Origin of the sequence: Kosakonia oryzae (assembly GCF_001658025.2) — a bacterium.
Taxonomy (GTDB): domain Bacteria; phylum Pseudomonadota; class Gammaproteobacteria; order Enterobacterales; family Enterobacteriaceae; genus Kosakonia; species Kosakonia oryzae.
This window is the reverse complement of the sequence record NZ_CP014007.2, coordinates 4,364,751-4,378,216: the sequence shown is the minus strand read 5'-3', so window position 1 is coordinate 4,378,216 and position 13,466 is coordinate 4,364,751. Positions and strand designations below refer to the sequence as shown.

The window sequence follows — 13,466 nt, the reverse complement described above, 5'->3', positions numbered from 1 at the left end:
TCTGATGAAAAAACAGCAGTAAGAAAATCTCTGCAGGCTTGTAGCTCAGGTGGTTAGAGCGCACCCCTGATAAGGGTGAGGTCGGTGGTTCAAGTCCACTCAGGCCTACCAAATTGCTCCGGATACTGTGTTGCAAAATGACTCACATACTCAGATATGCTTCGTCATTTCGCGCCTTGTCTCCGAAGTAATTAAGGTTACAGAGACCACGATGGGGCTATAGCTCAGCTGGGAGAGCGCCTGCTTTGCACGCAGGAGGTCTGCGGTTCGATCCCGCATAGCTCCACCATCATTACTGCACAACCAAGAAAACTTCAGAGTACACATTCTGTGTGTGCTGCGAAGTTTTGCTCTTTAAAAATCTGGATCAAGCTGAAAATTGAAACACTGAACAACGCAAGTTGTTCGTGAGTCTCTCAAATTTTCGCAATGCGATGATGAATCGGAAGAAACATCTTCGGGTTGTGAGGTTAAGCGACTAAGCGTACACGGTGGATGCCCTGGCAGTCAGAGGCGATGAAGGACGTGCTAATCTGCGAAAAGCGCCGGCGAGGTGATATGAACCCTTGACCCGGCGATGTCCGAATGGGGAAACCCGGTGCACTTCGGTGCATCATCACAGCATGAATCCATAGTGCTGTGAAGCGAACCGGGGGAACTGAAACATCTAAGTACCCCGAGGAAAAGAAATCAACCGAGATTCCCCCAGTAGCGGCGAGCGAACGGGGAGGAGCCCAGAGCCTGAATCAGCTTGTGTGTTAGTGGAAGCGTCCGGAAAGTCGCGCGATACAGGGTGACAGCCCCGTACACGAAAACGCACAGGCTGTGAGCTCGATGAGTAGGGCGGGACACGTGGTATCCTGTCTGAATATGGGGGGACCATCCTCCAAGGCTAAATACTCCTGACTGACCGATAGTGAACCAGTACCGTGAGGGAAAGGCGAAAAGAACCCCGGCGAGGGGAGTGAAAAAGAACCTGAAACCGTGTACGTACAAGCAGTGGGAGCACCTTCGGGTGTGACTGCGTACCTTTTGTATAATGGGTCAGCGACTTATATTCTGTAGCAAGGTTAACCGTATAGGGGAGCCGCAGGGAAACCGAGTCTTAACTGGGCGTTAAGTTGCAGGGTATAGACCCGAAACCCGGTGATCTAGCCATGGGCAGGTTGAAGGTTGGGTAACACTAACTGGAGGACCGAACCGACTAATGTTGAAAAATTAGCGGATGACCTGTGGCTGGGGGTGAAAGGCCAATCAAACCGGGAGATAGCTGGTTCTCCCCGAAAGCTATTTAGGTAGCGCCTCGTGAATTCATCTCCGGGGGTAGAGCACTGTTTCGGCTAGGGGGCCATCCCGGCTTACCAACCCGATGCAAACTACGAATACCGGAGAATGTTATCACGGGAGACACACGGCGGGTGCTAACGTCCGTCGTGAAGAGGGAAACAACCCAGACCGCCAGCTAAGGTCCCAAAGTCATGGTTAAGTGGGAAACGATGTGGGAAGGCCCAGACAGCCAGGATGTTGGCTTAGAAGCAGCCATCATTTAAAGAAAGCGTAATAGCTCACTGGTCGAGTCGGCCTGCGCGGAAGATGTAACGGGGCTAAACCATGCACCGAAGCTGCGGCAGCGACACTGATGTGTTGTTGGGTAGGGGAGCGTTCTGTAAGCCTGCGAAGGTGGCCTGTGAGGGTTGCTGGAGGTATCAGAAGTGCGAATGCTGACATAAGTAACGATAAAGCGGGTGAAAAGCCCGCTCGCCGGAAGACCAAGGGTTCCTGTCCAACGTTAATCGGGGCAGGGTGAGTCGACCCCTAAGGCGAGGCCGAAAGGCGTAGTCGATGGGAAACAGGTTAATATTCCTGTACTTGGTGTTACTGCGAAGGGGGGACGGAGAAGGCTATGTTGGCCGGGCGACGGTTGTCCCGGTTTAAGCGTGAAGGTGTGTGCTCCAGGCAAATCCGGAGTGCTTTAACACTGAGGCGTGATGACGAGGCACCACGGTGCTGAAGCAACAAATGCCCTGCTTCCAGGAAAAGCCTCTAAGCTCCAGGTAACACGAAATCGTACCCCAAACCGACACAGGTGGTCAGGTAGAGAATACCAAGGCGCTTGAGAGAACTCGGGTGAAGGAACTAGGCAAAATGGTGCCGTAACTTCGGGAGAAGGCACGCTGATGCGTAGGTGAAGCGACTTGCTCGTGGAGCTGAAATCAGTCGAAGATACCAGCTGGCTGCAACTGTTTATTAAAAACACAGCACTGTGCAAACACGAAAGTGGACGTATACGGTGTGACGCCTGCCCGGTGCCGGAAGGTTAATTGATGGGGTTATCCGTAAGGAGAAGCTCCTGATCGAAGCCCCGGTAAACGGCGGCCGTAACTATAACGGTCCTAAGGTAGCGAAATTCCTTGTCGGGTAAGTTCCGACCTGCACGAATGGCGTAATGATGGCCAGGCTGTCTCCACCCGAGACTCAGTGAAATTGAACTCGCTGTGAAGATGCAGTGTACCCGCGGCAAGACGGAAAGACCCCGTGAACCTTTACTATAGCTTGACACTGAACATTGAGCCTTGATGTGTAGGATAGGTGGGAGGCTTTGAAGCGTGGACGCCAGTCTGCGTGGAGCCAACCTTGAAATACCACCCTTTAATGTTTGATGTTCTAACGTTGACCCGTGATCCGGGTTGCGGACAGTGTCTGGTGGGTAGTTTGACTGGGGCGGTCTCCTCCTAAAGCGTAACGGAGGAGCACGAAGGTCAGCTAATCCTGGTCGGACATCAGGAGGTTAGTGCAATGGCATAAGCTGGCTTGACTGCGAGCGTGACGGCGCGAGCAGGTGCGAAAGCAGGTCATAGTGATCCGGTGGTTCTGAATGGAAGGGCCATCGCTCAACGGATAAAAGGTACTCCGGGGATAACAGGCTGATACCGCCCAAGAGTTCATATCGACGGCGGTGTTTGGCACCTCGATGTCGGCTCATCACATCCTGGGGCTGAAGTAGGTCCCAAGGGTATGGCTGTTCGCCATTTAAAGTGGTACGCGAGCTGGGTTTAGAACGTCGTGAGACAGTTCGGTCCCTATCTGCCGTGGGCGCTGGAGAACTGAGGGGGGCTGCTCCTAGTACGAGAGGACCGGAGTGGACGCATCACTGGTGTTCGGGTTGTCATGCCAATGGCACTGCCCGGTAGCTAAATGCGGAAGAGATAAGTGCTGAAAGCATCTAAGCACGAAACTTGCCCCGAGATGAGTTCTCCCTGAGACTTCGAGTCTCCTGAAGGAACGTTGAAGACGACGACGTTGATAGGCCGGGTGTGTAAGCGCAGCGATGCGTTGAGCTAACCGGTACTAATGAACCGTGAGGCTTAACCTTACAACGCCGAAGATGTTTTGGCGTGAGAGAGAATTTTCAGCGTGATACAGATTAGACCGGTGTGCCCTGGTGGCATGGCGGTGAACAGAATTTGCCTGGCGGCACTAGCGCGGTGGTCCCACCTGACCCCATGCCGAACTCAGAAGTGAAACGCCGTAGCGCCGATGGTAGTGTGGGGTCTCCCCATGCGAGAGTAGGGAACTGCCAGGCATCAAATTAAGCAAGTCAGACCGGGGCAACAAACCGGTGGTTGTAAAGAAATTCGGTGGAGCGGTAGTTCAGTCGGTTAGAATACCTGCCTGTCACGCAGGGGGTCGCGGGTTCGAGTCCCGTCCGTTCCGCCACTTATTTGGAACCGTATCTCATATGAGATACGGTTTTTTTTCGTCTGTTGATCGCGTAAAAAAAGGGCAATTATGCCCTTTATGTTACTCCCACCGTTTCAGCAGCAAGCTGGCATTCACGCCACCAAAACCAAACCCATTTGATAACGCATAGTGCATGCGCTGAGGCTGTGCAGTAAGCGCAACCAGATGAAGTCCTTCAGCCTCAGCATCCGGGTGATGTAGATTCAACGTTGGTGGAACAACCTGTTCACGCAATGCCTGAATAGTGAAGATTGCTTCAATACCCCCCGCCGCTCCGAGCAGGTGACCGGTCGCTGATTTCGTTGAAGTAATAGCTACCTGATGTGTTCCAAAAACGCTTTTAATCGCAGCCAGCTCCCCTTTATCTCCAACCTGCGTTGACGTGGCATGGGCATTAATATGCTGAATATCTGCCGGGATAATACCCGCCTGCTTAATAGCCGCCTCCATCGCCCGACGCGCGCCGTTACCATCTTCTGGCCCGGCAGTAAGATGATGCGCATCGGCACTGGTACCATATCCGACCAATTCCGCCAGCGGCGTAGCGCCTCGCGCCAGAGCGTGTTCCAGCGATTCAATAACGACGATACCCGCACCTTCACCCATCACAAAACCGTCACGATCGCGATCGAAAGGCCGTGATGCCTCCTCAGGGCGATCATTAAAACTGCTGGATAATGCTTTTGCCGCAGCAAAACCGCCAAGACTGACACGATGGATCGCGGCCTCGCTTCCGCCGCACAGTGCAATATCCGCTTCACCGGCGCGAATCATTCGTGCTGCATCGCCAATTGCCTGAGCTCCTGCTGCGCAGGCAGTAACAGGCGCACCAATCGGTCCACGAAAACCGTGAGCAATAGACACGTGACCAGCAGCCAGGTTGGCGAGAAAGGAAGGGATGGTAAAGGGGGAAAGACGGCGCGGCCCGCGAGTATCCGTGGTACGTACGGCATTCGCTATCTCATTGAAACCGCCAATACCGGTAGCGATCACCGTTGCGGTGCGGTCTCTTTCAGCTTGATCTTCTGGAAACCAACCCGCCTGAGAGAGCGCTTCCTGCGCCGCCACCATCGCAAATTCGATAAAACGGTCCATTTTTTTCCGTTCCTTTGATGGGATCGCTACTGAGGGATCGAATCCATGTAGCGGATCATCTTCAATGGAAGGAACCTGTCCCGCAACTTTACAGGCAATATCCTCAACGATCTCCTCATCAAGTCGGGAAATCCCGGATTTTCCCTGCAATAATGCTTGCCAGACATGTGACACGCCGCAGCCGAGCGGGCTAACGATCCCCATTCCTGTCACGACGACGCGTTTTGTTGGAACGCTCATAACTCTTTCTCCTGAACTATCATGGTGTCTGCGGCTTTTTCATGAATGGAACAAGCAACGCAGCAATCAAAAAACCCAGCATAATTAACCAGAATGCATCCGAGAAAGCCTGGGTCCGCGCCTCCCGCATCGCTAATGACGAAAGGTTTTTCAGTGCGGCACTGTTGGCTATTTCCGGCGCAACACCCTGGCTTATCAATCGATTAGTACTGTTCTGAATGAAATCCGTCACTGGAAGGCTGGCGTTATTGAGATGATCGGCAAGGCGGCTATAGTGAAAATTGGTTCGGTCATTGATCACTGTGCCGCACAGGGCGATACCAATGGCACCACCGAGGTTGCGCATCAAATTAAACAGCCCGGATGCCAGTTTCAGGCGCGTGGGCGGCAGACTACCCAGCGTAAGTGTGACTGTTGGTGCGACAGCAAACTGTTGCGCCAGCCCGCGAAATGCCTGCGGCAACAGCAGCTCCTGCGCTCCCCATTCATGGGTTAGAGGAATAAAGCTGTACATCGAAACCGCAAATCCCAACAACCCCGCCATTAACAGCCAGCGTAAATCGACACGGTTGGCCAGCCAGGCATAAAACGGTATCGAGAGAACCTGGAACAAACCGGTAGAAAAAACTGCCAGGCCGATTTCCAGCGCGCTGTAACCGCGAACCGTCCCAAGAAACAGCGGAGTTAAATAGATCGTAGCAAAGATGCCGACCCCTGCCATAAACGAGAAATAGCAGCCCAGCGTAAAGGTTCTGTCCTGTAATGCCCGAAGATCCATTACCGGTTGCGCATGGCGAAGGGTTCGCACAATGAAAGCAATGCCACACAGCAACGCTATCCAGCCGGTGGTCGCCAGCGTTGTATCATCAAACCAGCCCCAGCGCGGCCCTTCCTCAAGGGTGTACTCCAGGCACCCCAGTGAAACGGCGAGCAGGATAATGCTCAGGTAATCAGCTCCGCGCAGAAGTGAAGGGTCAGGCGTATCGATTTTTACTAATAGCGGAACCGCAATGGTGATGTAAATTCCGGGCAGGATGTTGATAAAAAAAAGCCAGTGCCAGTTAAAATTTTCGGTTATCCAGCCACCGACCGTTGGGCCAAGAGTCGGCGCCAGCGACGCCAGACCGCCAATCGTTGCCGCTGCGATGACGCGTTGTTTTCCCTGGAAAAAAGCAAACGCTGTCGTGAAAACCAGCGGGATCATTGAACCACCTGCCAGGCCTTGCAAGGCGCGAAAAGCGATCATGCTTTGAATATTCCACGCCCAGCCGCACAGCAGGCTCATCACGGTGAAACCGGCCGCAGAAGCGGCAAATAGCCAGCGCGTTGACATAACCCGCGCCAACCAGCCGGAGAGAGGAATAATGATGATTTCTGCGATCAAGTAACTGGTCTGAACCCATACCGTTTCATCGTCGCCAGCAGAGAGCCCACCGCCAATGTCCCGCAGTGAGGCTGAAACAATCTGAATATCAATCAGCGCGATGAACATGCCCACGCACATACTGGCGAAGGCAAACACTTTCTGGCTAACCGGCATTGAAACGCCTTGTGACAGCGGTACTGTGCCAGTGCTGCTCATCGCGAACTCTTTTCATCAACAGTGACGACGACAGAAAGCCCCGGACGTAATACATCAAGTTTCGCCGCATCACCTTCCAATGCGATACGTACCGGAACACGCTGAACGATTTTGGTGAAATTTCCGGTAGCATTTTCTGCCGGGAGAATGCTAAACCGCGAGCCTGTTGCCGGTGAAACACTGGCAACGTGGCCATGGAAAGTGTGACCCGGCAAAACATCGGCCACGATCGTAGCGCTTTGCCCTGGACGCATATGCGCCAACTGGCTCTCTTTAAAATTGGCATCAATCCATAAACCGTCAGCGGGAACCAGCGAAAGCAATTGCGTTCCGCTGTTGACGAAGGAGCCGGACCACGCCCGACGATTACCGATCACGCCATCAAACGGTGCCCGAATTTCGGTATAACTGAGATTTAATCGCGCCATCGCTAGGCTGGCCTGTGCCTGTATCAGCGCGGCTTGCGTCTGTTTTTCTTTAGCATTCAGCACTAGTAACTGGCGTTCAGCGACCGTCGTATCCGCCTGCGCTTTGCTCTCTTCCGCACGGGCGCGACGGTAATCCGCAGAGGCATTTTCCCGCACCTGGGCAGAAACGGCACTGGACATCACCAGCGCGTTATAGCGGCGATTGTCATTTGCGGACTTTTCCGTAACGGCCCTGGCTGCTGTCAGAGAAGCGGCTGAGCCTTCAATGGTGGCCAGTTGCAATTGTCGGGTGGCATCAATGTCGTCCAGCGCGGCCTGCTGAGCGGCAACTTCACCGATGGCTTGTTCAACGGCGGCCTGATAGTCGCGATCATCAAGGCGGATTAACAGATCGCCTCGCTTCACTAACATATTGTCCTGTACCGCGATCTGCTGGATATAGCCGGAAACTTTACTGGAAATGGCGCTGATATCGCCGCCGACATAAGCATCATCAGTCGACTGAATAAAGCGCCCGCTTTGCCACCAGTAAACGCCGTAACTTGCACCCGCCAGCAACCCTGCCATCACTGCTATTAGCACCAGCGTTTTTTTCTTTTTATTCAGCGTCATGATCGCGGCTCGCATAGTGTTGCGGTACGAATTTCTGCGCGTTATCGCCAGCCCGTTTTCGTTGCAGATAGTCCTGGCGGTAGAGGATCATCGGCGATGCCGCAGGGCCTGGCGCCAGGGTGTATTTCTCCGGCGTGATTGGCTCACCGGTCGCTTTATCTACCAGCATTGTCTGGACCGGGCGCTGTGTTTCACGTTCAACCAGCTGAATTTGTGCTCCTTCCGGGGAGAAATAGCTATTTCCCCATTCAACCAGCGCAAGGAGCACTGGGCGGAAGTCGCGTCCGAGCTGCGTCAAATGGTATTCGTAACGTGGTGGCGTGCTGCTATAGCTCACCTTTTCCAGTAATCCGTCATCCACCAGTTCTTTCAGGCGGCGAGAGAGAATATTTGGAGCAATGTTGGTGCTCTTCTGGAACTCATCAAAGCGCGTGAAACCGGCAAACGCGTCACGCAGGATTATCATGCTCCAGCTATCACCAATGCGTCCCAGGCTGCGGGCGATGGGGCAGGGAGCAGTGCAAAGCGGTTGATTTTTCATTATCTGGCCTGGAAATTTGCTGTGTCATTGCGCTCACGGTGACATAGTGACTATCAAAATGCAAGTAACTCAATATACATGTCCCCGCAGAACTATTGCTTCTCAGGCAAAAATCCTCTGCTTTTTATGCTCTTTTTCCTTACCCGGCGCCTGGTAATAATCTGCGCACTGACTTAGTAAGCGACGAAAGAGGAATTTTTATGTCTATCCCTGCATTTGGTCTGGGTACCTTCCGTTTAACGGATGAAGCGGTGATCGCTTCGGTAAAAAATGCCCTTGAACTGGGTTATCGCGTGATTGATACCGCACAGATTTACGGTAATGAAGAAGCCATTGGTAAAGCACTTGCTGAAAGCGGTGTGGCGCGTGAAGAGCTGTTTATCACCACCAAGATCTGGACGGAAAACCTGGGTGAAGCAAAGCTGATCCCAAGCCTGAAAGAGAGCCTGAAAAAACTGGGCACCGATTATGTTGATCTGACGCTGATCCACTGGCCGTCTCCTGGTGCAGAAGTACCGGTAGCAGTTTCTATGCAGGAGCTGATGAAGGCGAAAGCGCAGGGCCTGACCCGTCAGATTGGCGTATCTAACTTCACCATCCCATTGATGGAAGAAGCGATCGCGGCGGTGGGAGCAGAGAATATCGCGACCAACCAGATTGAACTCTCGCCGTATCTGCAAAACCGCAAAGTGGTTGACTGGGCGAAACAGCACGGTATTCACATCACCTCTTACATGACGCTGGCTTATGGTAAAGCGCTGAAAGATGAAGTGATTGGCCGTATCGCGCAGAAACATAACGCCACGCCAGCACAGGTGATCCTGGCCTGGGCGATGGGTGAAGGTTATGCAGTGATCCCGTCTTCTACTAAGCGTGAAAACCTTGCCAGCAATCTGCAGTCGCAGACGCTTAAACTGGATGCAGCAGACAAAGCGGCAATTGCCGGGTTGGATTGCAATGACCGCCTGGTCAGCCCGGAAGGGCTTGCGCCAAACTGGGATTAAGCGATGGAATAACGGGAGCCTGCGCTCCCGTTGTTATTTCTCTACTGTCGGCGGTAAATGCTCGCTGACAAAATCAATAAAAGCGCGGATGCGGGTGCTCACTGCCCGGTCGCTGTAGTAAACGGCGCTGAAAGGCATTTCCACCGGCAGACGCTTATCCGCCAGCAAATCAACCAGTTCCCCACTCGCCAGTTCTTTGTCGATCATATAGTCCGACAGGCTGGCAATGCCATTTCCGCTCAGGCATAAATGTTTCAGCGTTTCACCGCTGTTCGACGCAATATCTGGTGTCACTTCATACAATTGACCATCGGCAGCGGCAATGGGCCAGACGTTAAGCGAAACCGGTTCGGTAAAACCAAGGCAGACGTGGTTGCTTAACTCTTCCACTGTTTCCGGTTTTCCGTAGCGGGCAATATATTCCGGCGAAGCGATGATTTTGCGATAGCTTTTAAACAGCGGACGGGCGCGCAGGCTGGAATCGGTCAGTTTACCTACGCGGATCGCAACATCCACTTTACGTTCGATCAGGTTGATAAAGGTTTCACTGGAGACCAGCGACAGTTTGATTTCCGGATAGCGCTCGCGAAACGGTTTTATCAACGGCATCAAAAAATGCAGCACCACAGGGGTTGCGGCGTCGATGCGTAACGTACCGCTGGGCGTGGAGTTGGTCTCCATGATCTCGGTTTCTGCTGCCGCCATCTCCTGCAGGACGTTTTGTACGCGCCGAAAGTAGCGCTCGCCTTCTTCGGTCAGGCTGAGCTGGCGCGTGGTGCGATTAAGCAAATTAACCCCAAGCTTATTTTCCAGCTTCTTCACCGCGCGGCTGATGGCCGAGTTGGCTTGTCCCAGGCGTTCCGCAGCCCGGCTGAAACTGCCGCTTTCAACAACGGCAACAAAAATCGCGAGTTCTTCTGAAGTGGTTTTCATTATTGCCTCTGTAGCAACATTTCAACGATATTTTTCATCCATAAGTTATTTAACCATGTTGCCAGAGCGGGTGCCACGACGGCTATTCATTAGTGATGTCACTAAGTACTTACTCACCAGCATAGGGTGTTTTTCTGGTGATTGAACGTTGAAACTCGGTGTTAAAATCCCTATAACTGAATGACCACCCGATGCAGGGGCGGACATCAAAGAGGTTTGAAAGCCGAAAGTGCCAAAAAATACCTATGCCATGCGATATGTTGCCGGACAACCCGCGGAGCGAATTTTACCGCCGGGATCTTTCGCGAGTATTGGCAAGGCGCTGCCCGCAGGCGTTCCGCTAAGCAGCGACGAAAAAATCCGTGTTCTGGTGTGGAATATTTTCAAGCAGCAGCGCGCGGAGTGGCTATCGGTACTGCAAAATTTTGGTAAAGATGCACATCTGGTTTTACTGCAGGAAGCGCAAACCACGCCGGAGCTGGTCCGGTTTGCGACCACTAACTATCTTGCTGCTGACCAGGTTCCCGCCTTTGTTTTACCGCAGCACCCCTCGGGAGTAATGACACTTTCCTCGGCGCATCCGGTTTATTGCTGCCCGTTACGCGAACGTGAGCCGATCTTACGGCTGGCAAAATCGGCATTAGTCACGGTTTACCCGTTGCCTGATTTACGCAATCTGATGGTCGTGAATGTGCATGCGGTGAATTTCAGTCTTGGCGTGGACGTTTACAGCAAACAATTACTGCCAATTGGCGATCAGATATTGCGCCATAACGGGCCGGTGATCATGGCCGGCGATTTTAATGCCTGGAGCCGGCCGCGCATGAATGCTCTGTACCGCTTCACCCGGGATATGTCTCTGCGGCAGGTGCGCTTTACCGACGACAATCGCCGGCGTGCCTTTGGTCGACCGCTCGATTTTATCTTTTACCGCGGGTTAAACGTGGAGGAAGCTTCAGTTCTGGTGACCCGCGCGTCGGATCATAACCCATTGCTGGTGGAGTTTAGCCCTGGCAAAGCCGGGAAGTAACAGGACGAAAAGGCAAAAAAAAGCACCGTGGGGAACGGTGCTTTTTTAATGGGCTTAAATCAGGAATCCGGCGTGGCGCTGTTTTTCACAAAGAGCGTCAGTTGATCGCCAGGCTGCAAATTATCCGTATCGTTGTTCCAGCGCATCACATCCTGGATGTTAACGCCGTGACGTTTTGCGATACTCGATAGCGAATCACCTTTGCGCACGCGATACGTAATGCTGTCGCTATTGCGGGCAAGACGCTGCGCGCTGCTGCCTGCGCCAACCGTCAGGTTCTGACCGATTTTCAGGTTTGCGCCGCGAAGGTTATTCCACTGCTGGAGATCCTTCGTGGTCACGCCGAGGCGTGAAGCAATCGCTGAAAGCGTGTCGCCTGAACGAACTTTGTAGCTGCGACTGGTCAGCGGGGTGTTATCCGCCACCAGGGTTGGCTGTACAGCGGCGATTTCGCCGGAGGCCAGAGATTCACGCAGTTGATCGGCGTGTTTCTTCGGTACCATCACGTACTGTGGCCCAACGGAACCGAGCGTGGAACCTTTAACGCCAGCGTTAAAGGTTTTCAGCTTGTTCACAGAGATGCCTGCCATTTCCGCCAACTGAGCAACTTCAACCGGGCTGCTCAATCTGACTCGCGCCAGGGCACGACTTTCGTCCGGCGTTGGCAAATTAACGCCATAACGCTTGCTGTTCTTGAGAATATCGCTCAATGCCAGCATTTTCGGTACGTAAATTTTGGTTTCCTGCGGCAGTGAGAGCGACCAAAAATCAGTGGGTTTACCCCGTGCTTTGTTCGCTTTCATTGCCTTCAGTACACGACCTTCACCGCTGTTATAGGCGGCAACGGTCAGTAACCAGTCGCCGTCAAACATACGATTCAGACGCTGCATCATGTCGAGTGCGGCTGTTGTAGACGCCACAATGTCACGACGCGCATCGTAACTGCGTGTCTGCTTTAAACCATAATTTCGCCCAGTGCTCGGAATGATCTGCCAAATGCCTGCGGCATTGGCGCCAGACGTCGCATGTGGGTTAAAAGCGCTCTCCACTATGGGTAGTAGTACCAGTTCCATGGGCATGTTACGTTTTTTAACTTGCCCTGCTATCCAGTACATATACGGCTCTGCCCGTAAAGTTACATCGTGGAGATAGCTCTTATTGCTTAAATACTTCAGTTTCTGTTCGCGAATCCGGGCATTTTCCGGAATTCCCATCTTTAGCTCGTCGCTAATGGAGGTCCACAAGTCACTGTTATCCTGGGCGGCGAATGTTCCATCGTCCATCCACCGCGCCTGACTAGTAAACTTCCCTGCTTCCCCTTGACCAGCTGCAGAAAGGCTCTGTGCGTGCTGTTGGACCGTGCCGTCGTGTTTAGACGCCTGGCACCCCACGAGCAGGACAGAGGCGAATAATATCGCTTTTGCCTTCATGTGTGTGTCAATAGTAGTTGCTTAAAAGACGAGCGATGATAACGGGGCAGCTCAGAAAAGGCAACCAGGAAATATCAGAAGTTATCTTTCTTTGCCCGTAACCACGCGAAACGCTCTTCAGGGTGTTGCAAATTTGTTTCTTTGTTGATTACCTCAATTAAATCAATGTCTTTGGTTCGTAAAAATAAATTAATTCGACGCTCGTTTTTCAGAATTACGGGTAGTGTTTTTTGATTTTTTGCACGTAACTCCTTAACTTCTCGATAGTATTCGTTAAGTGCAGGATCCTCAGGCAGGATACTGATTGCAAACTTCATATTCCCTAAAGTGTATTCGTGTGCGCAACAAATGACTGTCTCATCCGGAAGGGCGTTTATCTTACAAAACGATTGATACATCTGGGTTGCCGTACCTTCGAAAAGCCTGCCGCATCCGCCGGAAAAGAGCGTGTCACCGCAAAACAGATAAGGAAAGCTGAAGAAACAGATATGTCCTAAAGTGTGACCGGGCGTGGCGAATATAGAGAATTCGTGCCCCAAAACAGAAATGACCTGGCCATCAGCAACAATATGCGTAGCACCTTTATCTTGCGTCTCTGAGGGCCCGTACACCACGACGTCGGGATACCGTTGGCGCAGCTCTTTCACACCGCCAACGTGGTCATTATGATGATGCGTTAAGAAGATGGCTTCCGGCTGCCACTGTTTCTCTTCAAGGGCTTGCAGCACCGGCGCGGCTTCGCCCGGATCGACAATCAGGCAGCGTCCGTTATCATTGTTCAGTACCCAGATGTAGTTATCCTGGAAGGCGGGAATACTGTTAAGATTCAT

The 13,466-nt window shown here is 52.6% G+C and carries 9 protein-coding genes, 3 tRNA genes and 2 rRNA genes; 7 read left to right on the top strand and 7 right to left on the bottom strand.

Features of this window, described 5'->3' with window-relative positions; translation table 11 throughout:
• The first annotated feature begins 34 nt into the window (after window positions 1–34).
• The 5 genes from AWR26_RS20795 to AWR26_RS20775 all read left to right on the top strand — a co-directional run bounded on the left by AWR26_RS20795 (window position 35) and on the right by AWR26_RS20775 (window position 3,717).
• Window positions 35–111, top strand: a tRNA-Ile gene (locus tag AWR26_RS20795).
• Window positions 112–213: 102 nt separating this feature from the next.
• Window positions 214–289 (top strand) — tRNA-Ala (locus AWR26_RS20790).
• 179 nt (window positions 290–468) lie between these two features.
• Window positions 469–3,373, top strand: a 23S ribosomal RNA gene (locus tag AWR26_RS20785).
• A 94-nt stretch (window positions 3,374–3,467) separates the two neighbouring features.
• Window positions 3,468–3,583, top strand: a 5S ribosomal RNA gene (gene rrf, locus AWR26_RS20780).
• 57 nt (window positions 3,584–3,640) lie between these two features.
• Window positions 3,641–3,717 (top strand) — tRNA-Asp (locus AWR26_RS20775).
• A gap of 84 nt (window positions 3,718–3,801) precedes the next feature.
• Here AWR26_RS20775 and fabF read toward each other — a convergent pair.
• From fabF to AWR26_RS20755, 4 genes are read right to left on the bottom strand one after another with little or no spacing between them, the layout of a single operon-like run.
• Complete coding sequence (fabF, locus tag AWR26_RS20770) at window positions 3,802–5,076, bottom strand: beta-ketoacyl-ACP synthase II (RefSeq protein ID WP_064568374.1); 1,275 nt, start codon at window positions 5,074–5,076, stop codon at window positions 3,802–3,804.
• Window positions 5,077–5,095: 19 nt separating this feature from the next.
• A complete protein-coding gene (locus tag AWR26_RS20765) occupies window positions 5,096–6,658 on the bottom strand; it encodes a DHA2 family efflux MFS transporter permease subunit (RefSeq protein WP_064568373.1) in 1,563 nt (520 codons plus the stop codon).
• A complete protein-coding gene (locus tag AWR26_RS20760) occupies window positions 6,655–7,698 on the bottom strand; it encodes an HlyD family secretion protein (RefSeq protein ID WP_064568372.1) in 1,044 nt (347 codons plus the stop codon). Before AWR26_RS20760 ends, AWR26_RS20765 begins: the two co-directional genes overlap by 4 nt.
• A complete protein-coding gene (locus AWR26_RS20755) occupies window positions 7,685–8,239 on the bottom strand; it encodes a winged helix-turn-helix transcriptional regulator (protein WP_064568371.1) in 555 nt (184 codons plus the stop codon). The genes AWR26_RS20760 and AWR26_RS20755 overlap by 14 nt, the downstream gene beginning before the upstream one ends.
• Before the next feature lie 200 nt (window positions 8,240–8,439).
• Between AWR26_RS20755 and dkgB the strand changes: the two genes are divergently transcribed.
• On the top strand, window positions 8,440–9,243 hold the full coding sequence (gene dkgB, locus AWR26_RS20750) for a 2,5-didehydrogluconate reductase DkgB (RefSeq protein WP_007373263.1): 804 nt from the start codon (window positions 8,440–8,442) through the stop codon (window positions 9,241–9,243).
• Window positions 9,244–9,276: 33 nt separating this feature from the next.
• Here dkgB and yafC read toward each other — a convergent pair whose 3' ends face one another.
• Window positions 9,277–10,176, bottom strand: a complete 900-nt coding sequence (gene yafC, locus AWR26_RS20745) for a DNA-binding transcriptional regulator YafC (protein ID WP_064568370.1) — start codon at window positions 10,174–10,176, stop codon at window positions 9,277–9,279.
• A 229-nt stretch (window positions 10,177–10,405) separates the two neighbouring features.
• Between yafC and AWR26_RS20740 the strand changes: the two genes are divergently transcribed.
• A complete protein-coding gene (locus tag AWR26_RS20740) occupies window positions 10,406–11,206 on the top strand; it encodes an endonuclease/exonuclease/phosphatase family protein (RefSeq protein ID WP_035889512.1) in 801 nt (266 codons plus the stop codon).
• Window positions 11,207–11,265: 59 nt separating this feature from the next.
• On the opposite strand, the gene mltD is transcribed toward AWR26_RS20740, so the two are convergent.
• Together mltD and gloB are read right to left on the bottom strand one after the other, a co-directional pair.
• A complete protein-coding gene (mltD, locus tag AWR26_RS20735; protein ID WP_064568369.1) occupies window positions 11,266–12,636 on the bottom strand; it encodes a murein transglycosylase D in 1,371 nt (456 codons plus the stop codon).
• 74 nt (window positions 12,637–12,710) lie between these two features.
• Complete coding sequence (gene gloB / locus AWR26_RS20730; protein ID WP_064568368.1) at window positions 12,711–13,466, bottom strand: hydroxyacylglutathione hydrolase; 756 nt, start codon at window positions 13,464–13,466, stop codon at window positions 12,711–12,713.